At 65.0% G+C, this 20,427-nt stretch carries 21 protein-coding genes; 13 read left to right on the forward strand and 8 right to left on the reverse strand.

Going from position 1 to position 20,427, the window contains the following annotated elements:
* Window positions 1-2: 2 nt before the first annotated feature.
* The gene (locus BEK68_RS17085) at window positions 3-1,205 is read left to right on the forward strand and encodes a sugar ABC transporter permease (protein ID WP_065851791.1); all 1,203 of its coding nucleotides are present in this window, start codon (window positions 3-5) and stop codon (window positions 1,203-1,205) included.
* 137 nt (window positions 1,206-1,342) lie between these two features.
* A complete protein-coding gene (locus BEK68_RS17090; RefSeq protein WP_065851836.1) occupies window positions 1,343-2,269 on the forward strand; it encodes an NAD-dependent epimerase/dehydratase family protein in 927 nt (308 codons plus the stop codon).
* Window position 2,270: 1 nt separating this feature from the next.
* Here BEK68_RS17090 and BEK68_RS17095 read toward each other — a convergent pair whose 3' ends face one another.
* Both BEK68_RS17095 and BEK68_RS17100 read right to left on the reverse strand, forming a co-directional pair.
* Window positions 2,271-3,311, reverse strand: a complete 1,041-nt coding sequence (locus BEK68_RS17095) for a LacI family DNA-binding transcriptional regulator (RefSeq protein ID WP_004632530.1) — start codon at window positions 3,309-3,311, stop codon at window positions 2,271-2,273.
* A gap of 113 nt (window positions 3,312-3,424) precedes the next feature.
* Window positions 3,425-4,318, reverse strand: coding sequence for a DMT family transporter (locus tag BEK68_RS17100; protein WP_024974390.1), 894 nt, complete (start codon window positions 4,316-4,318; stop codon window positions 3,425-3,427).
* Window positions 4,319-4,416: 98 nt separating this feature from the next.
* On the opposite strand from BEK68_RS17100, the gene BEK68_RS17105 reads away from it, so the two are divergent.
* Window positions 4,417-5,232, forward strand: coding sequence for an AraC family transcriptional regulator (locus tag BEK68_RS17105; protein WP_028866846.1), 816 nt, complete (start codon window positions 4,417-4,419; stop codon window positions 5,230-5,232).
* A 10-nt stretch (window positions 5,233-5,242) separates the two neighbouring features.
* On the opposite strand, the gene BEK68_RS17110 is transcribed toward BEK68_RS17105, so the two are convergent.
* Window positions 5,243-5,458, reverse strand: coding sequence for an SDR family oxidoreductase (locus tag BEK68_RS17110; protein ID WP_028866847.1), 216 nt, complete (start codon window positions 5,456-5,458; stop codon window positions 5,243-5,245).
* 351 nt (window positions 5,459-5,809) lie between these two features.
* Here BEK68_RS17110 and BEK68_RS17115 point away from each other — a divergent pair, with 351 nt between their 5' ends.
* The 3 genes from BEK68_RS17115 to BEK68_RS26395 are packed head-to-tail and all read left to right on the forward strand — an operon-like array spanning window position 5,810 to window position 6,853.
* Entirely contained in the window at window positions 5,810-6,226 is a 417-nt protein-coding gene (locus BEK68_RS17115; protein WP_028866848.1) for a MarR family winged helix-turn-helix transcriptional regulator, read from the forward strand.
* A 52-nt stretch (window positions 6,227-6,278) separates the two neighbouring features.
* On the forward strand, window positions 6,279-6,671 hold the full coding sequence (locus tag BEK68_RS17120) for a tautomerase family protein (protein ID WP_028866849.1): 393 nt from the start codon (window positions 6,279-6,281) through the stop codon (window positions 6,669-6,671).
* Between the two features lie 47 nt (window positions 6,672-6,718).
* Window positions 6,719-6,853, forward strand: a complete 135-nt coding sequence (locus BEK68_RS26395) for a hypothetical protein (RefSeq protein ID WP_004632518.1) — start codon at window positions 6,719-6,721, stop codon at window positions 6,851-6,853.
* A 4-nt stretch (window positions 6,854-6,857) separates the two neighbouring features.
* Here the strand turns inward: BEK68_RS26395 and BEK68_RS17125 are convergent, their stop codons facing one another.
* Window positions 6,858-7,877, reverse strand: coding sequence for a GlxA family transcriptional regulator (locus BEK68_RS17125; protein WP_065851838.1), 1,020 nt, complete (start codon window positions 7,875-7,877; stop codon window positions 6,858-6,860).
* A gap of 88 nt (window positions 7,878-7,965) precedes the next feature.
* Between BEK68_RS17125 and BEK68_RS17130 the strand changes: the two genes are divergently transcribed.
* The 4 genes from BEK68_RS17130 (at window position 7,966) to BEK68_RS17145 (ending at window position 15,410) form a co-directional block, all read left to right on the forward strand.
* The gene (locus tag BEK68_RS17130; protein WP_028866850.1) at window positions 7,966-9,108 is read left to right on the forward strand and encodes an acyl-CoA dehydrogenase family protein; all 1,143 of its coding nucleotides are present in this window, start codon (window positions 7,966-7,968) and stop codon (window positions 9,106-9,108) included.
* Window positions 9,109-9,135: 27 nt separating this feature from the next.
* Window positions 9,136-10,341, forward strand: coding sequence for an acetyl-CoA C-acetyltransferase (locus tag BEK68_RS17135; RefSeq protein ID WP_028866851.1), 1,206 nt, complete (start codon window positions 9,136-9,138; stop codon window positions 10,339-10,341).
* A gap of 13 nt (window positions 10,342-10,354) precedes the next feature.
* Window positions 10,355-12,481 (forward strand): 3-hydroxyacyl-CoA dehydrogenase NAD-binding domain-containing protein, encoded by a 2,127-nt coding sequence (locus tag BEK68_RS17140; protein ID WP_065851793.1) that lies wholly within the window; start codon window positions 10,355-10,357, stop codon window positions 12,479-12,481.
* Between the two features lie 256 nt (window positions 12,482-12,737).
* On the forward strand, window positions 12,738-15,410 hold the full coding sequence (locus BEK68_RS17145; RefSeq protein ID WP_028866867.1) for a bifunctional diguanylate cyclase/phosphodiesterase: 2,673 nt from the start codon (window positions 12,738-12,740) through the stop codon (window positions 15,408-15,410).
* A 7-nt stretch (window positions 15,411-15,417) separates the two neighbouring features.
* On the opposite strand, the gene BEK68_RS17150 is transcribed toward BEK68_RS17145, so the two are convergent.
* Complete coding sequence (locus tag BEK68_RS17150) at window positions 15,418-16,239, reverse strand: anti-sigma factor family protein (protein WP_028866866.1); 822 nt, start codon at window positions 16,237-16,239, stop codon at window positions 15,418-15,420.
* A complete protein-coding gene (locus tag BEK68_RS17155) occupies window positions 16,229-16,861 on the reverse strand; it encodes an RNA polymerase sigma factor (protein ID WP_024974398.1) in 633 nt (210 codons plus the stop codon). Before BEK68_RS17155 ends, BEK68_RS17150 begins: the two co-directional genes overlap by 11 nt.
* Window positions 16,862-17,060: 199 nt before the next feature.
* On the opposite strand from BEK68_RS17155, the gene BEK68_RS17160 reads away from it, so the two are divergent.
* A complete protein-coding gene (locus tag BEK68_RS17160; RefSeq protein WP_065851798.1) occupies window positions 17,061-18,011 on the forward strand; it encodes a metallophosphoesterase family protein in 951 nt (316 codons plus the stop codon).
* 1 nt (window position 18,012) lies between these two features.
* A complete protein-coding gene (locus tag BEK68_RS17165; protein WP_065851800.1) occupies window positions 18,013-18,390 on the forward strand; it encodes a cupredoxin domain-containing protein in 378 nt (125 codons plus the stop codon).
* A 70-nt stretch (window positions 18,391-18,460) separates the two neighbouring features.
* On the opposite strand, the gene BEK68_RS17170 is transcribed toward BEK68_RS17165, so the two are convergent.
* Together BEK68_RS17170 and BEK68_RS17175 are read right to left on the reverse strand one after the other, a co-directional pair.
* Entirely contained in the window at window positions 18,461-18,979 is a 519-nt protein-coding gene (locus BEK68_RS17170; RefSeq protein ID WP_004632497.1) for an SRPBCC family protein, read from the reverse strand.
* Entirely contained in the window at window positions 18,969-19,313 is a 345-nt protein-coding gene (locus BEK68_RS17175) for an ArsR/SmtB family transcription factor (RefSeq protein WP_065851840.1), read from the reverse strand. Before BEK68_RS17175 ends, BEK68_RS17170 begins: the two co-directional genes overlap by 11 nt.
* Window positions 19,314-19,449: 136 nt before the next feature.
* Between BEK68_RS17175 and BEK68_RS17180 the strand changes: the two genes are divergently transcribed.
* Window positions 19,450-20,043, forward strand: a complete 594-nt coding sequence (locus BEK68_RS17180; RefSeq protein ID WP_004632493.1) for a J domain-containing protein — start codon at window positions 19,450-19,452, stop codon at window positions 20,041-20,043.
* The last annotated feature ends 384 nt before the right edge of the window (window positions 20,044-20,427 follow it).

The following is a 20,427-nucleotide window of genomic DNA, read 5'->3' on the forward strand; positions in this document are numbered from 1 at the left end:
CCATGTCCAATATCCTGCAATCCCAACTCGCCCGCCAAAGCGGCGGCAATGGCGGTCCGCGCCTGGACGGCCGCGCCATCCAGCAACTGTTCGTGCGCTACAAGGTGCTTGCGCTGCTGCTGGCCGTGGCGCTCATCTGGGTCTTCTTCTACTTCCAGACCAACGGCACGTTCCTCAAGCCCAACAGCATCTCCAACCTGTTCCTGCAGATGTCGGTGACGGGCATGCTGGCTTGCGGCATGGTGTTCGTCATCATCGCGGGGGAGATCGATCTTTCCGTCGGCTCGCTGCTTGGCCTGCTGGGCGGGCTGGTCGCCATCCTCACCGTCAACCTGGGGTGGAACACCTGGCTGGCCGTGGGTACGGTGCTCGTGGCAGGCGCGGCCATCGGCGTGGTCAACGGCTTCATCACGACCAAGCTGCGTGTGCCCTCGTTCATCGTTGGCCTGGGCGGCATGCTGGCCTTCCGCGGCTTGCTGCAGTGGAGCACCGACAGCGTGACGATTGCCCCGGTGCCCGATGACCTCGGCAACCTCGCGCAGAGCTTCGTGCCGGCATCGCTGGCGTGGTCGCTGGCTGCTGTGATCGTGGTGGGGTCGGTTGTGCTGACCGTGCTCCGCCGTCGTGAGCGCACCCGCCTGTCGCTCTCGCTCACGCCGATCTGGGCTGACGGACTGAAGCTGCTGGCGATCGCGGCCGCCTCGTTCGGCTTTGTCGCCGTACTCAACCAGGCCAGCGGCGTGCCCCTGCCGGTGCTGATCCTGCTCGTGCTGCTTGCCATCTTTTCGTACGTCGCGACACAAACCGTCTTCGGCCGTCACGTCTATGCGGTGGGCGGCAACATGGAGGCCACACGCCTGTCCGGCGTGAACGTCGGCCGCGTCAAGCTGCTGGTGTTTGTGCTGATGGGCCTGATGTGCGCCTTCGCGGGCATCATCACCACCGCACGTTCGGCGGCGGGGTCGCCCTCCGCCGGTGTGGGCGGCGAACTGGATGCCATCTCCGCCTGCTTCATCGGCGGCACGTCGATGCGTGGCGGCTCGGGCACCGTGTACGGCGCACTGATCGGCGCGCTCGTCATGGCGAGCCTCGACAACGGCATGCAGCAAATGAACGTCGACGCCTCGTGGCAGATGATCGTCAAGGGCGTGGTGCTGGTCGTCGCGGTGCTGATCGACGTGCTGTCGGGCTCCAATCGGGGCTGACGGCGGCTCAGTTCACATCATTCCAGGGCCCATCCGGCCCACCCTCCCTGATCCGGAACGATACGGTGGCGCGCGACGTTGCAGCGCCAGCCGCCGATCGTCCTTTTTTCTCCTCATCCCGAACGGAATTCGACATCGTGGCTGACTACCAAACCCCTGCTCGCGTTCTTGTGACCGGCGTGGCCGGCAACCTGGGCCGCAAGGTCGTCGAGGCACTGGCCTCCGCCCCGTGGTGCACGTCCATCATCGGCGTTGACTGGGTTGCCCAGAACGTCGAGTTCTCGCCGCAAGCGGCCGAACGTTTTCAATGGGTCAAGGCCGACCTCACGCAAGCCGACGGCGCATGGACGGATCTGCTGGGCAACGTCGATGCCGTCATCCACCTGGCCGCGATCCACTCCACGCCGGACGCAACGTGGGAGCAGGCGCTGGCCTCCTACGGCATGACGCTCAATGTGCTGCAGGCTGCGGCCACGCATGGCGTGCGCCGCTTCGTGTTTGCCTCGTCCAACCACGCGATGGGCGCATACAAGGACCAACCCCTGGCCGGCACCATCGGCCCCGGCAAACTCACCGCCGAGCTTCCGCCCGCCCCGGGCACGCGCTGGAACAACGGCACGGAAGACGTCTACTCGCTCGCCTACGGTACATCCAAGGCAATGGGCGAACGGCTTTGCAGCGCGGTGGGCGCCGTCTCGGCAGCCAACGGGGGCAGGCTGTCGATCGTGTCGCTGCGCATCGGCTGGGCACTGCCCGACGAGAACGACCCGAACGACATCAACTATTCCGGCACCGCTGACACACCCGTCCCCACCGAACTGCCCGATGAAGCCAGCCACATCGCGCTGCGCTGGTTCCGCAACATGTGGCTCTCGAATGGGGATCTGCGCCGGCTGTTCCTGTGCTCCGTCACAGCCGACCCGGCACGCTGGCCAGCACCGGCCATCGTCGTGAATGGCGTGTCGAACAACCGCGGAATGGATTGGGGTCTGGAGACCGGGCGCGAGCTGCTGGGGTATGAGCCGCAGGATGATTTGTATGGGTTGATCCGGCAGCCCGCCTAAGTCAACGCGCGGGCGCGCAGGTCGATTCCCGAATCACCAACTCATACTGCAAATTCTCGTGCACCGAATGCGGCTTCAGCCCCGGCAGGTGCGGGCGATGAATGGCGATGAGCTGTTCCACAGCCGCATGCGCCATTGCCTGGATCGGTTGGCGCACGGTGGTGAGCGCCGGCCAGAGCTGGCGTGAAAGCGGCGTGTCGTCGTAGCCGCAAATGGAGAGTTCTTCCGGCACCTTGATGCCCCGCGCCTGCGCCACGCGGAGCACGCCGGCGGCCATATCGTCGTTGCCGGCAAAGATGGCGGTGGGGCGCGGCTCGCACGACAGCAGCCGCTCAGCGCAGGCCACGCCCGACTCGAACGAGTGCTCGCCCTGCTCGACCAGTCGTTCGTCGACTTCGATGCCGGCTTGCGCCATTGCGTCGCGATAGCCGAATACGCGCTGATACGCCGCGCCGTGGGCGGGATCGCACACCACGAAGCCGATGCGGCGATGACCGAGGCCGATCAGGTGCCGCGTCATGTCGCGTGCGGCGGCGCGGTCTTCGGTGTTGACGGACAACCCTTTGTGCTCACGATCGGCAGGTGCCAGCCGCACGTAGTCGATGCCGGCTTCATCCAGCGCCGTGATCAGCGACGGCACGTCCGACACCGGCGGCGTCAGGATGATGCCGGCCAGGGCACGCTGGCGCGCACTCTGGATGATCTGGTCGGCGAGGTTCGGATCGCGGTAGTTGCACGGCGTGAGCAGCAGGCTGTAGTCGAGCGCCTGGCAGGCTTCGAGCGCGCCATGCTGAATGTTGACGATGTAGTTGTCGGAGGGGTTGTCGTAGACCAGCGCGATGATGTCGGCGCGCTTGCTGGCCAGTCGCCGCGCAGCCGGGTTGGGCCGGTAGTCGAGCGTCTGCATCGCCTCGACCACCTTCGCACGCGTCTTCTCGCTGATGTTGGGCTCGTGGTTCAGCACGCGCGAGACGGTCTTGATGGACACGCCCGCATGCGCGGCAACATCATCGACAGTGACGGCTCCGGCGTTGCGCTTCATGGTCTGACGATGATCTGGCGAGAGTGGTTCTGAAACACGGAACGGGCGCCATCATGCGCCCGCCAACGTGTTCGATTTTACCGCCAACCCCCACGCGGCGCGGCCGAAAAAAACTAACGGGCGCTCAATCCCGAACGGCCAATCGGCAGCCGGATGATGCCTTGGGCGAAGCTCACGCCCAGCAGAACGAGACAGCCGCCGATCCAGTGATACCCGTGCACCGTCTCCCCCAGCATCACCGCAGCCATGCCGGCCGTGAAGACTGGCATCAGGTTCATCAACACCGCCGTACGCTCACTGCCGATGCGCTTGAGCCCCTGCATCCACAGATACGACGCGACGATCGACGAGGCAATACCCGCAAACGCCACCAGCCCGATGCCCCTGGCCGGCACGGCCAGGCTGTGCGCCGTCATGGCTACCGGAACGAGCATCACGACGGCCATCAACACCTGCACGTACAGGTTGATCCACTGCCCGAACGGCAACGCCCAACGGCGATAGAGGATGTTGTACAGCGCGTAGGCAGTGACGCCGGCAAGCACCAGCACGTCGCCGTGGTTGATGCCGCCATCGAACAGGTTGGTTGGTTCTCCGCGCCCAAGCAGATACAGCACGCCCAGGAGCGACACCACCACACCGGTCACCGCCTGCGCCCCGACCGGCTGACGAAATACCGCCACGTTCAGGATCAGCCCCAGCATCGGGATCAGCGCGCCGATCACGCCCATGTTGGTCGCGCTCGTGCTGTGCGCGGCGTAGTACGCCAGGCATTGGTACATCACCATGCCCAGCAGCGCGAGCACCGCAAAGCGGCGCCACTGCGCCACCACGGCATGACGCTGGCGCCATAGCGGCCGCGCACAGAACGGCGTGAGCACGATGGCCGCCAACAACCACCGGTAGAACGAAATGGCCGCCGGGTCAACCACGCCGGCCGCGGCCTTCGACACGATTGTATTGGCGGCCCAGATCAGCACCGCCAGCAAGGGATACAGCACAGGCACGACAGCCTCCTCGAACACCCGAAGACGGCAGTGTAGTAATGTCTGGTTCAAAACATATACTTCAAACCAGACAACCTCACCCCTCGAAAGCGACAACCGTGGCTGACACCGTGTACACCGCCTTCCGCGAAGCCGATCTGCGGGTGCCCAAGGGCGCTCCGTTCTACTTTCGCTACGACCATTTCGAGCCTGAAACCGATATCGAGCCGCACACGCACCCATGGGGCCAGATCAACCGGATCAGCCTCGGGTTGATGGAGGTGGTGGTCGATGGCCGCCGGCTGACGGCGCCCGCCGAATACGTGATCTGGGTGCCGGCCAACCAGCCGCATTCGGCATCGATCCGGCAAGCGACGGATTTCCTCTCGCTGTACATGGCGGAGCCGCTTGCGCAGCGGCTGCCACCCATGGCTTGCCTGATTCCGCAAACGCCGCTGGTGCGTGCGCTGTTCGAAGACTTCGCCACGCGCCGCGTCACCGCCATGGCTGACGAGTGGGACTTGCGCCAGTTCGAATTGCTGGTCGAAACGTTGGTGCGTGCCGGCCACGCCGATAGCTACCTGCCCGACAGCACCGACCGCCAGCTGGAGCCCATCCTGCAAGCCATCCGCCTGGACCCCGCAGACACCACCACGCTGCAACAATGGGCCGAGCGCGTGCACGGCACCGAACGCACCCTTGCACGCCGCTTCCAGACCGAACTCGGCATGAGCTTCGTGCAATGGCGCAATCGCGTGCGCCTGCTTCGCGCGCTGGTGTGGCTCAAGGAGGATCGATCGGTGCAGGACATTGCGCTCGCGCTCGGCTATGGAACGCCGTCGGCGTTCATTGCGATGTTCCGCAAGCAGGTTGGGGTTTCGCCCGAGCGCTATCGACGGCAGATGTGTGGCGAGGCGGAGCGCCCCGCCGCATAGACCGTCGTCATCAAGCGACCGAGTAACCGCCATCGGCCACCAAGGCGTAGCCCGACACAACGCTCGCATCATCCGAAGCGAGGGAGGCCACGATGGTTGCCATTTCCTCTGCGCTGCCGACACGGCCAGCCGGTGTGCCCGCCGCAAAGTCATACATCGCTTGGGCTGACGGCCAGATGCCGCGATGGTGAAACGGCGTCTCGACCAGGCCCGGCGGTCTCGACATCTGGAACTATCGTGACGCGCGAAACGCGGCGATCGGCGTTGTGTTTGTCGGGATGCCGATCGGTTCGAAGAAGATCGCCTCGTTCTACTTCGTCGATGCGGACGGCGTGCTTAAGAAGATCGAATACAAGGTCCTGCAGCAGTAACCCCCGGTGAAACCTGCCGCACCCGCCACCCATGGCGCGGGCACGGCATGGCCAACGCCTGCACTCACGGCGGCACGTCAATTCCCCCAATCGCAACGCGCCCTCGTGCCTTGCTTGTTACATTGAGCACGAACGAAAGAGGGATGGGCCACCAACACAAAAAATAAGTTGCATATCTAACCATCCTCACCTACCATCAATTCACCATGTTCGACCACTGCCTCTACTTCAACACCACCGCCCTGGCCCGCAAGCTCGACCGGGTCTGGGCAGACGCCTTCGCGCCGTTTGATCTCACGCCGCCGCAAGGCTTCATGCTCCGTGCGATCGTCGACCGCCCGGGCATGCTGCAAAGCGAGTTGTCGGAAGCGATGTCCGTCACGCGCCCCACGGCAACGCGCGCGCTGGATGGCCTGGAAAGCAAGGGCTTGATCGAACGCCGCAAGACGGAAGCCGACGGTCGCGAGACCGCCATCTTTCCGACGCGGGAAGCCGTCAAGATCGGTGCGGCGTTGAACGAGGCGAGCGGCGCCGTCACCGCAAGGTTGAAGCGTGTGCTGGGCAGTACCGAATTCACCGATACGGTGACGAAGATCCGCGGTGTGCGCTCCACCCTGACATGAGCGTCATTTTTTTGGCCACGTAGTTGCATTGCTAACTAAAAAGAGAAACATCATGCCCATCCTCAACGTCAAAGTCAGCGCCAAACGTTCTGCAGAAATGACGCAGAAGATCTCCAGCACGCTTCTGGAACTCACCTCCCGCATCCTGGGCAAGGACTCGAAGGTCACGGCCATTGCCATCGACTATGTCGACCCGGAAGACTGGGTCGTCGGTGGGCAGACGCTGGCCGCACAAGGCAAGAACAGCGTCTATTTCGACATCAAGGTGACGGAAGAAACGAATACCAAGGCAGAAAAGGCGCAGTACATCGCCGAGGCGTTCACGGCTTTTGCTGAGCTGCTCGGCAATCTGCACGAAGAGAGCTATATCTATGTGCAGGACGTTCGCGCCGCAGCTTACGGCTACGGCGGCAAGACGCAGGAGTACCGCTACCAGCACACGTAAATGTGCCGGCCGCGCCGCTCCCAACCCAACAACGATCAGGTGAAATCATGAACCGCATGAGCGCTTTCTTCGCGGCCAGTTGGCTGGCCGCCGCACTGCTGTACTTTGGCCAACATTCGTTGCCGCTGACCGCGCTCTCGGGTGTGGTCTTGCTGGCCGGCTTCGATCTGCTGCGTCCGTGAAGCTTTAGCGGCTGCGGTGCTGCGCCCGGTATTGCAGTGGGCTGCAACTGCGGTCGGCAGAAAACGCGCGACTCAGTGCGCTGACGCTGCCGTAGCCGCATTCATCGGCAATGTGGTCGAGCGGCTGCCGGCCCGTTCGCAGCAGAAACGCCGCCAGTTCCAGCCGCAGCATCGCCACGTAACGCCGCAGATTGCTGCCGGTGGCGGCGGCAAAGCGGCGCGTCAAGCTTCGCTCGCTCATCGCTGCCTGGGCGGCCAGTTCCGGCAATGCAGGTGGCGCCGCCAGTTCCCGCTCCACGATCTCCTGGATGGCCAGGATGGCCACATCGCCGTGGCGCTTGAACTGAGCCGTCCATACGGCCATGTGTTCGTATGACGGCAAGGATTGCGTGAGCGCCGTGCGCAGCATCCGCCGCGATGCGCCCGCCCCGCGGCAGTGATCGATGACGTACGCGCAGGCGTCCACAGCGGGGTTGATGCCACTGACGGTGATGATGCGGCCATCCACCGCCAGGGGCCGGTCGGGCGTGTAATGCACGTTGGGAAAATGCCGTGCAAACCAGGCGCGCTCGCTCGCCAGCCCGGTCGCTCTACAACCATCAAGCAGTCCAGCCTTGGCGAACAGCGGCGCCGCGTTCATGCCAACGACCAGGGCGCCAGCCTCATAGCGCCTGCGCAGCCAATCGGCGATGTGCGCCTCTTCCGCATCCAATGCCGCCTCGGGGGCGAACTGTGCGGGCACGATCACGACGTCGTAGGCTGCATCGGTCAACGCGGCGGTGGCGGGCACGGCCATCTCGCCAAAGCTCTGGACGGCTGCCCCATCCGCAGACAGCAGATCGATATCGAAGAGCCGGCTGCCCATCACATCCACGCTGCGCGCCTGCATGGTGCCGGCAACCAGCAGCATCTCCTGGGTGAGGAATACATATCCGGCAAACAGGCGCGGCGGCAGCAGGATGGCGATACGCGCCCGCGCGTGCAGACCGGGGCGTTTGGAGGCAGCTTTCGGCTGGCGCTTCATATCAAGAAGGTGGCGATCCGGATCAACCGGAATTGTCGCGGCCTTGTTGAAATACGGCAACCCGTCTGCCGCCCATTCTGGAGCCGCCATGATTGCCCGCACGCTGTTCGATGCTGAACACGACACCCTCCGTGAATCCGTCCGCCGCTTCATCGACGCCGAAGTCCTGCCCCACCACGAGCGCTGGGAAGACCAGGGCTACGTCGACCGCGTCATCTGGGAGAAGGCGGCCGCCGCTGGCTACCACTGCGCCAGCATGCCGGAAGCCTACGGCGGTGCGGGTGCCGATATCCGCTACAGCACCGTGCTGATCGAAGAGATCGCCCGCGCGGGCGCCACGGGCCTGGGCTTTGGTCTGCACTCGGAAATCGTCGCGCCATATCTGCTGCACTACGGCAGCGAGGCGTTGAAGCGGCATTACCTGCCTAAGCTGGCGAGCGCCGAGATGATCGGCGCAATTGCGATGACGGAGCCTGGTGCCGGCTCCGACCTGCAAGGCGTGCGCACCACCGCCACGCGCAGCAGCGACGGCAGTCACTACGTCCTCAACGGCTCGAAGACCTTCATCACCAACGGCTGGCACGCGGATGTAGTGATCGTGGTGGCGCGCACCACGCCCGAAGGCGGCGCCAAGGGCACCAGTCTTTTTGTCGTCGACACCAGCATGGAGGGCTTCAGCAAAGGCAAGCGCCTGAAGAAGGTCGGCATGAAGGCGCAGGACACCGCAGAGCTGTTTTTCGACAACGTGCGCGTGCCCGCCGGCAACCTGCTCGGCGAGGAACATCGCGGTTTTGCCTACCTGATGCAGGAGTTGCCGTGGGAGCGCCTGCAAATTGCCATCACGGCCATCGCCTCGGCCGAAGGCGCGCTTGAATGGACGCTGCGCTACGTGCGCGAGCGCCAGGCCTTTGGCAAGTCCATCCTCGATTTCCAGACCGCGCGGCACGCGCTGGCGGAACTGAAAACCGAAGTGCAGATTGGCCGCGTGTTCGTCGACCAGTGCATCGCGCTCAAGCTGGCCGGCAAGCTCGATGCCGCCACCGCATCGATGGCCAAGTACTGGACCACCGACCTGCAATTCAAGGTGATGGACCGCTGCGTGCAACTGCACGGCGGCTACGGCTACATGTGGGAATACCCCATCGCCCGCGCGTGGGCTGATTCGCGCGTGCAGCAGATCTACGGCGGCACCAACGAGATCATGAAAGAGCTGATCGCCCGCACCCTTTAACGAGCACGACCATCAGGACGCAACGCTATGGAAGCCTATATCTACGACGCCGTGCGCACCCCGCGCGGCAAGGGCAAGAAGGACGGCAGCCTGCACGGTGTCACGCCGCTGCGCCTGGCCGCGACCGCGCTGCGCGCCATCCGCGATCGCAACCAGCTCGACACGGCATTGGTGGACGACGTCGTGCTCGGCTGCGTGGAACCCGTGGGCGAACAGGGCGCGTGCATCGGCCGCGTGGCAGTGCTGTCCGCCGGCTATGCCGAGACCACGGCCGGCGTGCAGATCAACCGCTTCTGCGCCTCGGGCCTGGAGGCCTGCAACATGGCCGCTGCGCAGGTGATGGCCGGGCAGAGCGATTTCGCCATCGGCGGCGGCGTGGAGAGCATGTCGCGCGTGCCGATGGGCGCCAGCGGCGGCGCGTGGCCGGTCGACCCGGCGGCCGCCATCCCGCTGTACTTCGTGCCGCAAGGCGTGTCGGCCGACACCATCGCCACCAAGTGGGGCTACAGCCGCCATGACGTCGACGCCTACGCCGCAGAGAGCCACCGCCGCGCGCATGCGGCCAGCACGGCCGGCTGGTTCAAAGGCTCCATCGTGCCGGTGCGCGACCAGAACGGCCTGACCATCCTCGACCGCGACGAGATGATCCGCCCGCAGACCACCGTGGACACACTCGCGCAGCTCAAACCGTCGTTTGCGGAATTGGGCGAGCAATACGGCTTTGACGCGGTGATCCGCCAGCGCTATCCGGAACTGGAGCGCATCGAACACGTGCACCACGCGGGCAACAGCTCGGGCATCGTCGATGGCGCCGCGGCCGTGCTGATCGGCAGCCGCGAGGCCGGCAAGCGCGCGGGCCTGAAGCCACGTGCGCGCATCCGCAGCTTTGCAAGCATCGGCTCGGAGCCGTCGATCATGTTGACCGGGCCTTCGTACGCAGCAGAGAAGGCGCTCAAGCGGGCCGGCATGTCTGCATCCGACATCGACCTGTACGAACTGAACGAAGCCTTCGCCTCGGTCGTGCTGCGCTTCATGGAGGTGCTGGCCGTGCCGCATGACCGCATCAACGTCAACGGCGGCGCCATTGCGATGGGCCATCCGCTCGGTGCGACGGGCGCCATGATTCTCGGCACGCTGCTCGACGAGCTGGAACGCCGTGGGGCAAGCACCGGCCTGGCCACGCTGTGCGTCGGTGCCGGCATGGGCACCGCCACCATCATCGAACGCATTTAAGGAGCGTGCTGACATGATCGACATCACCATCGACACCGACGGCATCGCCACGCTCACGTGGAACCAGCCGGGCCGTGCACAGAACGTGCTCAACGGCGAAACCTGCGCCGCCTTCTTTGCCGCCATCGACCGCGTATGCGCGGATGCAAGCGTCAAGGGCATCCTCGTCACCTCCGCCAAGGCGGATTTCATTGCCGGCGGCGACCTCGAATGGCTGCAGGCCAGCGACGACGCAGCCACGTTGTATGAACGTACGTGCGAGCTGCACCGCATGCTGCGCAAGCTGGAAACGTGCGGCAAACCCGTGGCCGCCGCGCTGCCGGGCTCCACGCTGGGCGGCGGGCTGGAGATTGCGCTTGCCTGCCACTACCGCGTGGCGGCCGACAACGCCCGCGCGCGCTTCGGCCTGCCGGAAGTCACGCTGGGCCTGTTGCCGGGCGGCGGCGGCACGCAGCGTCTGCCGCGCCTGATTGGTGTGCAGAAGGCGCTGCCGATGCTGCTGGAGGGCAAGCGCATCAAGGCGGCCGAGGCGCTCAAGCTCGGCATTGTCGATGCGGTCGTCAACGCGGGGGAAGAAGCCGATGCTGCGCGCACGTGGCTGCTGGGCGAAGGCCAGACCAGCACGCAGCAACCGTGGGACATCAAGGGCTACAAGGTGCCCGGGGGCGCCATCTCCAGCCCCGCCGTGCAGCAGCTATTCACTGCGGCCAACGCCATGCTGCGGCAGAAGACCTACGGCAACTATCCGGCAGCGGCCAGTATCCTGTCGTGCGTGTACGAGGGGCTCATCACCGATCTCGATACGGGCCTCAAAACCGAGGCACGCTACTTCGTGCAGGCGGTGCTGTCGCCGGAGGCACGGGCGATGATCCGTACCCTCTTCTTCAGCCTGAACGCGGCCAACAAGCTGGCCGCGCGCCCCGCCGATGTGCCGGTGCGCCGCTACGCCAAGGTGGGCGTGCTGGGTGCGGGCATGATGGGCGCCGGCATCGCTTACGTCACCGCCAAGGCGGGGCTGCCTGTCGTGCTGCTCGACACCACGCAGGAAGCCGCCGAACGCGGCAAGGACTATTCCCGCAAGCTCGTCGAGAAACAGGTACAGCGCGGCCGCCTGCATGCCGACCAGGCCGAAGCGCTGCTCGCGCGCATCCAGCCCACCACGTCCTACGCCGACCTGGATGGCGCGGGGCTCGTCGTTGAAGCCGTGTTCGAGCAGCGCGAGATCAAGGCCGACGTGACGCGCCAGGCAGAAGCCGTGCTGTCGCCGGAAACCATCTTCGCGTCCAACACGTCTACGCTGCCGATTACGGGTCTGGCCGAAGCCAGCCAGCGTCCGGGCAACTTCATCGGGCTGCATTTCTTCTCGCCGGTCGACAAGATGCCGCTGGTGGAGGTGATCGTCGCCCGGCAGACCACGCGCGCCACGCTGGCGCAAGCGCTCGATTACGTCAAGGCGATCGGCATGACGCCCATCGTTGTCAATGACAGCCGCGGCTTCTATACGAGCCGCGTGTTTTCGACCTACGTGCTGGAAGGCCTGGCGATGCTTGCCGAAGGCGTGGCGCCTGCGCTGATCGAAAACGCCGGGCTGCTGGCCGGCATGCCGGTGGGGCCGCTTGCGTTGATCGATGAGGTTTCCAGTGAACTGATCCACAAGGTCAACCAGCAGACCCGCGCGGACCTGGGCGCCGCCTACATCGAGCGCCCGGGCGAAGCCGTGGCCGAGCGCATGGTGGCGCTGGGTCGCATCGGCCGCAAGGCCGGCCAGGGCTTCTACGACTATCCGGAAGGCGGCAGGAAGGCGCTATGGTCGGGGCTGGCGAACGAGTACCCCGCAGCGGCTGCGCAACCCGACGTGCAGACGCTCGTCGATCGGCTCATCACCGTGCAGGCCGTAGAAACCGCACGCTGCCTGGATGAACGCGTGGTAACCGATCCACGCGATGCCGATGTGGGTGCGCTGCTCGGTTGGGGATTCCCGGCATTCCGCGGCGGGCCGGTTTCGCACATCCATCGGGTTGGGGTCAGCGCATTTGTCGAGCTGTGCGATCGGCTGGCTGCGCAGCACGGCCGCCGCTTCGCGCCGCCAGCCCTGCTGCGCGACATGGCAGACAAACACGCCGCGTTTTACGAACGCTGACCCGCCGGCGCCCGCGTGCCCCCTGCGCGCGGCGCTTCTCTCCGCAGGCGTTGCGCCGCACAAACAGCAACCCACGGTAAGTCCGGGTGTTGCCTGCCAAAAGCAAACGATTGCGCTCCTGCTGCCCTGCTTCCACGGTCGGGTTAAGACACATGCGGCCCGCTCCGATATAGAGTGAGATGCACATGAATTGCCGACACCCAGGCACGCGGCACGCGTGCCCTAGGCAACTGGACACGCAACCGCTGGAGTGGGGATGCCCGCAGAGCAATCGAAGGCCTCTTCTGGTGGCACGACAGATACCCCGCCACGGCAACGATGGCGGAGCAAACTGTTGTCGCCGCTCAACATCGGTGCGGTCGTGGGCCTGCTGTTCATCTGGTCGTTCACGTTCCATCAACTCACCCTAGAGCACGACAGGCTGATACGCGATGCGCAGGCCCGCACGCAGGTTGAGGCACGGGCATTTGGTGAATACTCGCTTGGCAGCGTGCGGCGCGTGTCGGAGTTCTTGCTCGATCTGCGCGCGAGTTGGCTGGCCGGCCGCGAAGTATTCGAGCATGTTATCCGCGAGCGGCAGGAGACCGTGCGCGACCTGACCTTCCAGGTTTCCGTGATCGACGAGAACGGGATGCTGCTCTACTCCAGCATCGGCCCCACAACAGAACGCGTCGACCTGAGCCAGCGCGAGCACTTTCGCGTCCACAAGGATTCGGGCGGACGCGACGTGCTCTTCATCAGCGATCCGGTGCAAGGCAAGGTCTCGAAAAAGTGGTCGATCCAGTTCACACGGCCCATCCTCAGGGCCGGGCAGTTTGCCGGCGTCGTCGTCGTGTCGGTCAGCCCGGAACAGTTCGCCAGCTTCGCCAATACGCTGGCCGTGGGCAAGGACGGGGCGGCCACGATCATCCGCGAGTCAGGTCAGGTCCTGGCCCGCGTGCCCAACCCGACCGCGGGTATCGAAAAGCCGCCGCGCCGCCGCCAGTTCAACCAGCCGGGCGCGCTGGAAACGGGCAGCTACCGCGTGGTGTCGGGCACCGACGGCGTGGAGCGCATCATCGGCTATCACCATGTGCCGGAGATCGGGCTCTACTTTCTGGTGGGCGAGTCGGTGGCCTCGGTGCTGGCGCCTTACGACGGCTATCGGCGCACCGCGCTGGTCGAGGCGGCCGCCTCCACCTTGCTCCTCGCGCTGCTGTATTTCACGCTGCGTCGCCGGGGTGCAGAGCGCAAGCGGCACATCGAAGATCTGCGCCTGGCCTCCATGGTCTATGCGTCGAGCAGCGAGGCGATGATGGTGACGTCCCTCGACGGGCACGTGATCGACGTGAACCCCGCCTTTACCGTCACCACCGGCTATTCAGCGCAGGAGTTCAAGGGCCAGTCCAGCGACGCCATCCGCTCCGAATGCAACGAGCGCGCCGTGATCGACGCCATGCGCGAGGGTGTCTCAACCAAGGGCACGTGGAGCGGCGAGTACCTGATCCGCCGCAAGGACGGCAGCGAATTCCCCGCGCTGCTCACCATCGACACGTTTGCCGACAGCACGCTGGGCGAGCCGCGCCGGGTTGTGCTGATCCACGACATGACGGAGAAGAAGCGGGCCGAAGAGGTCATCTGGCGGCAGGCCAACTTCGATGCGCTCACCGATCTGCCCAACCGGCACATGTTCTACAACCGCCTGCGCCACGAGATCGCGCGAGCGCGTCAGGCATCTACACAGCTCGCGCTGCTGTTCATCGATCTTGACCGCTTCAAGGAAGTGAACGACACGCTCGGTCATGACCAGGGCGACGTCCTGCTCAAGGAGATCGCCCGGCGCATCTCGGCCATCGTTCGCGGCACCGATACGGTCGCGCGGCTGGCGGGCGACGAGTTCACCATCATCCTGCCGGACCTGCCTGATGCCGGCGCGGCCACGCCCATCATCCGCGCCCTGCTCGCACGCATTGCGGCGCCGCTGCAGCTTGGTGAGGAAAGCGTGGAAGTATCGGCCAGCATTGGCGTGGCACTGTACCCGCGCGATGCCGACAGCGCGGAATCGTTGCTCGTGCGCGCAGACCAGGCCATGTTTGCGGCCAAGAGCGCGGGGCGCAATCAATGGGCCGTCTTTACCCCGGCATTGCAGCGCGCCGAGCAGGAACGCCTGCGCGTGACCAGCGATTTGCGCGTGGCGCTCACGCAGGGCCAGCTTGCGGTGCACTATCAGCCGATCGTCGATCTGTTGACGGGCAAGGTGCGCAAGGCAGAGGCGCTGATCCGCTGGACGCACCCCGTGCGGGGCGAGATCGATCCGGCGGATTTCATACCGGTGGCCGAAGACAGCGGGCTGATCGTCGAAATCGGCAAGTGGGTGCTGAACCAGGCGCTGGATCAGCTCACGCAATGGCACGCCACGCTCGACAACACGCTGCAGGTGTCGGTCAACAAATCGCCGCTGGAGTTCCGCGCGCACCAGTCGAGCAACGAGTCCTGGCCCAAGGTGGTGGAGCGCCGGGGGCTTCCACCGCACAGCCTGGTCGTCGAAATTACCGAAGGCTCGTTGATGGCCGACAGCGCCGAGGTGGTCGAGCACCTGCACGAGTTCAGGCGCGCGGGTGTTGACATCGCGCTCGACGATTTCGGCACGGGCTATTCGTCGCTGTCGTATCTCAAGCGCTTCGACATCAACTACATCAAGATCGACCAGTCTTTCGTGCGCAGCCTCGCAGATGACCCGAAGGACATCGCGCTGTGCAGCGCCATCGTGAGCATGGCGCACGCGCTGCGCATCAAGGTCATCGCGGAGGGCATCGAAACCGAGGAGCAGAAGGCGATCCTGGTGGCGGCAGGTTGTGACTACGGCCAGGGCCACCTCTTCTGCCCGCCGGTGCCGCCGGCAGCGTTTGCAGCCTTTGTGGTCAAAAGGCAGCAGCTTGCGGAAACCTGACCGTCTTTCAGCCGCCGCGCACGGCCCGCGCAAAGGCCTGCACCACATCGGCAGACGCATCGGTGATGGCCCAGTAGCCCATGCCGGCGCTGCGCCAGACCATCAACTGGTAGCCGCGCTCGGTGCGCAGCGCGGGCTCGGTATCACTGCCCGCCTCGGGGCGTACGTACAGATCGACGGGATGCTGCGCCGAGCGGTAGACCAGTACCGCCACCGGGCGTCCGTCGATGTAGTCCAGCCGCCCGCCGATGAGCGGGAAACCGCGTGCGGCAAGGTCAGTCACGGGCGGCGCATAGTCGATGCGGCCGTTGAACCACGGCTTGACCGTGTGGCGATCCGATGACAGCACATCCGTCTCCCGCGCGCCCAGCAGCGCCCGCACGTGGCTTGCGGTGATGTCGTGCGCGGTGAGCGCAGCCATATCGGGTCGGCCAACCAGCACGCCCACACCGAGTGCCACGGCCGCGAGCGCGGCTGCGCCCAATCCCAAGCCGAGCCCCCGCGATGGCGTGATCAACCAATTGGCCAAGCGCTGCCATGGAAATTCCGTCCGGCGCGGCGCGCCCGCACGGGTCGATTCGGGTCGCACGCCGGACTCTGCCTGCACGGCCTGCAATACACGTTCGCTCAAACCCGCCGGCGCCTTCATGTACAGCGCCGGCGCACGCAGCCCCTGGCGCAGCGCACGCGCCACGCCATCGTGGCGCACTGCGATGTCGGTGCAAGCGGCACACGTGCCCAGATGCGTTTCCATGCGCAGGCTGTCGGCCGCACCGAGTTCGCCATCGGCGCGGGCAGCCAGCAGCGCGCGGATGTCGTCACAGTTCATGGCGGGCCTCCTTCGTGCTGTTTCCCATGCCGCCCGATGCGCGGATGGGTGTCACATTGGTGCGCGGTGGCGCGTTGTCTTCCGTCAATAGGCGTGCGAGTTGCTGCCGCGCACGTGCCAGCCGCGACATGACCGTGCCGATGGGCGCGTCGACCACGGCGGCAATGTCGCGGTACGGCAGGTCTTCCAGCTCGCGCAGCACGAGCACCTCGCGATACGGCACGGGCAACTGCGCCAGCGCGGCATGCACGCGGCGCACATCGTCGATGCGGGCGAGCAGCGCGGCGGGGTCGACACCGTAGCTGGCGCTGTCGTCATTCGCCTGGCCTGCTGCATCGTCATCCCATGGCTGGGCCGGGGCCTGCTTGCGGCGCGCGCATTCCGAGAACCACGTGTTGCGCACGATGGCGAGCAGCCACGGACGGCCATCGCCGCCGCGAAACCCGCCGAACAGCCGGAACGCGCGCAGGCAGGCTTCCTGAACGATGTCGTCGGCGTCTTGCGCGTCGCCCGAGAGCCAGCGTGCCAGGTTGTAGGCGGCGTCGACATGCGGCAACACCGCCTGCGCAAAGCGCTGCGCGTCGGTGGGCAGATCGAGCATGGGGTCTGGCAGGTCGGGCATGGCAGCCTAGAGGCGGTTGACCTCCGTATACCTGGGTGCAATCCAGTTTATTCCCGCCCCGAAGAAATTTTGTGAAAACGCGAATCTTATGGAATACGCGGGCACGCCGGCCGGTATGACAGGCAGGACCGGCGCTTCCTCCATTTCCATCGCGCTGGGCCCACTTCCCATACTCAGCCATCTATTGCAGGGGACACCCATGAGCAAGCAACCCGGACGACGCCAGTTCCTGCAACTGGCCGCGGTCGGCGGTCTGGTGTACGCATCCGGCCTGCCCGGCTGGCAGGCAATGGCGGCCACCACGCGCGCCGCCGGCGCCAAGCCAGACGATTTCTATTTCGTGCAGTTATCGGACACGCACTGGGGCTTCAAGGGCGCGCCGAACCCGGATTCGCAAGGCACGCTGCCCAAGGCGATTGCGGCGGTGAATGCGCTGTCGCCGGCGCCGGATTTCGTCATCTTCACGGGCGACCTCAGCCACATCAGCGACGACCCTGCCGAGCGCCGCAAGCGCCTGGCCGAATTTCGCGACATTGCCGCGCAGATCAAGGTGCCGGTTGTGCACTACATGCCGGGCGAGCACGACGCTTCGCTCGACAACGGCGAGGCCTATATCGAACTCTTCGGCCGCACGCATTACTCGTTCGATCACAAGGGCGTGCACTTCATCGCCATCGACAACGTGTCCGACCCGTCCGCCCGTGTGGGCGATGCACAACTCGTGTGGCTGGCGGCGGATGTGCGTTCCGTGCCTGAGCACACACCCATCGTCGTGTTCACGCACCGGCCGCTGTTCGACCTGTACCCGCAATGGGACTGGGCCACGCGCGATGGCCAGCAGGTCATCGACTTGCTGATGCCGCACCCGAACGTGACGGTGTTCTACGGCCACATCCACCAGGAGCATCACCACATGACCGGGCACATCGCGCACCACTCCGCGCGCTCGTTGATGTTCCCGCTGCCCGCGCCGGGCTCGCAGGCCAAGCGCAACCCGATCCCGTGGGATGCTGCCGCACCGTACCGCGGCCTGGGCTGGCGCAGCATCGCCGAGCACGGCAAGCAGGATGCCGCCACCTGGGCGTTGGCCGAGCAGCCGATCCAACCCAACAGCGAAGCCACTGCCACCAAAACCCCGGAGACCACCTGACATGCGCGCCTTCATCGCACACAACCCCAAGCGCCGGCTGGCGCTGCGTCAGTTCACCGTGCTTGCGGCGGGTGCGGCGCTCGCCTGCGTTGCGCACGGCGAGGGCCCGACGGTCATCCGCGTGCACGCGCGCAAGTTCACGTTCACGCCCGACAAGATCACGCTCAAGCGCGGCGTGCCCGTGGTGTTCGAACTGACCGGGCAAGACATCCTGATGGGTTTTTCGATTCCGGATTTCAACGTACGGGCCGATGTGGTGCCGGGGCAGACCGTGCGGCTGGCGCTCACACCCGACAAGACGGGGACGTTCGATTTCCTGTGCGACATCTTCTGCGGCTCGGGCCACGAGACGATGAATGGGACGTTAACCGTCACCTGAAGCGCAACGCCGCATACCCAACGCAAAACGCCCCGATCTGTTCGGGGCGTTTTCATCTGCGAGCGCCGCCTTAAGCCAGCGCGTCCCGCTCGGCCAGGGTCAGCAGCAGTTCGTCGAGCCGCTCCATGGTGGAGGTCATCCCGTCCTTCAACCCCATGTCGATGACCTTCTGCACGTCCTCTGGCGAGTTGTACAACACCACAGTCGTGACGAGGGTGCGTTCCTTCGCATCGGCAAAGGTGACATCCCAGCGGGCGCGGGGCAGATCCGGATTCACGGCGCCGGTTTCGTCAGAAAAAGCATCGAGCGCCGCATAGCCGTCGATCGGGTTGATCTTCTGATAGTCCAGGCGGCTCCAGAACGACTGTCCATCGGGGGTGATCATGGCGTAGTGCCAGTAGCCGCCTTCCTTGAATTCCATATGCTTGGTCTTGGTGGTGAGCGGCTTGGGCGCAAACCACTGATCGAGCAGTTCGCGCTTCGTATGGCAATCCCACACGAGCTGGCGCTTCGCCGCGAACTCTCGCCTCACGGTGAGGCTGCTCTTTTGCATGTCGACCACGAAATCAAACCGAAGATCAGCCTTCATTGCCTTCTCCTTGGAGTTTCTCTAAGAGGTTGTCCAGATTGCGGTACCTGCCCGTCCAGATCGCGTGCTGTTGCTCAAACCAGCGCTCGGCGGCGGCCAACTTCTTGCGCTCGAGCGTGCACGTCCGGATTCGGCCGCTCTTTTCCGAGCGGACCAGCCCGACGTCTTCCAGCACCCGCATGTGCTTCATGAAGGACGGCAGCGCCATGTCGAATGGTTCCGCCAGTTCACTTACCGACGCGGGCCCTTCACCGAGCCGTTGAATAACCGCCCTGCGCGTTGGGTCCGAAAGCGCGTGAAATACCGCGTCTAGCGCAATTCCATTGTTATCCATTTGGCTAACTATATACGCGAGAATGCGTTGATGCAACAAGGTTCAACAGCGTGTGGTGACACAGGTGGGCGGCCGGTCAGCATGCACACGTACCCATGCTAGGATGACCTTCCCCCCGGCAGCCGCCACACCGCACATGACGACCATCTACGCGACCCTCGGCGTGCAGCCGGACGCCACCCTGGACGAAATCAAGCGCGCTTACCGCCGCGCCGCAATGAAGTGGCATCCCGACCGCAACCCCGGCCGAGAAGCCGAGGCCTATGCGGCGTTCCAGGAAATTCGCGAAGCCTACTCGATCCTCTCCGACGCTGAACAGCGCCGTGTCTACGACGAGGTATTCGCACAGGAAATGCAGCGCTGGCAAGCGGAGCGCGATGCCCAGGAAGCACAGGAGCGCGAAGCGCAACGCGAGCGCGAACGCCTTGCGCAGGAGCATTACGAAAAGATGGTCGCCATCGCCATGCGTTTTGCCGACGATGGCCACCATCGCGACGTCCTGTTCGGCGTGCTGCTCGGCAGGGACTGCGATGCAGAACTCGCCGCACGCATCGCCGACAGCGTGTGGGCCTTGCAGGAAGCACGGCGCTCCCCCAAGCCTGCAACGGAGGTGTCCGACGCGCAGCCAGCGCCCGCACCCGAAGACGCGGCCTCCAAAATCGACGAATCTGCAGTGCCGCGGCGTGCGTTCGAGTCGTTCTGGCAGGGGTTGTTTGGCTTGCGCCCATAGGTGCCGATTGGCCTGCCCGCTAACTGCGGGTGATTGGATGCAAGTTCGGCTCGCGCTGCGAGCAGGATCACCAAGGTCGCGCTGGTGGTGGCAGGCAACGCCTTCGTCATGAGCCAAACGTTTGCCGATTGCCATTTGTCGAGGTGCCAAGTTCATTGAGGCGCTGAGCCACATGGGAAACAAACGCCCGCGCCTCGCGACCATTAAAGGATTCATGTGGGCTGCCGATGAACAGATTGCGTCTGTTGCGGTTAATCAGCTTATTCGTCGTCATGCCCAACTATCCGCATTCTGGCTGTCGCATGGGTTTCCCGATCTGCCGGGCGTGGCGGGCGCTGCTGGCGCACGCCGTCATCTCCAGGCAATCAATGCTCAGCAATATCG

The sequence above is a fragment of the Ralstonia pickettii genome (genome assembly GCF_001699815.1).
GTDB lineage: Bacteria > Pseudomonadota > Gammaproteobacteria > Burkholderiales > Burkholderiaceae > Ralstonia > Ralstonia thomasii.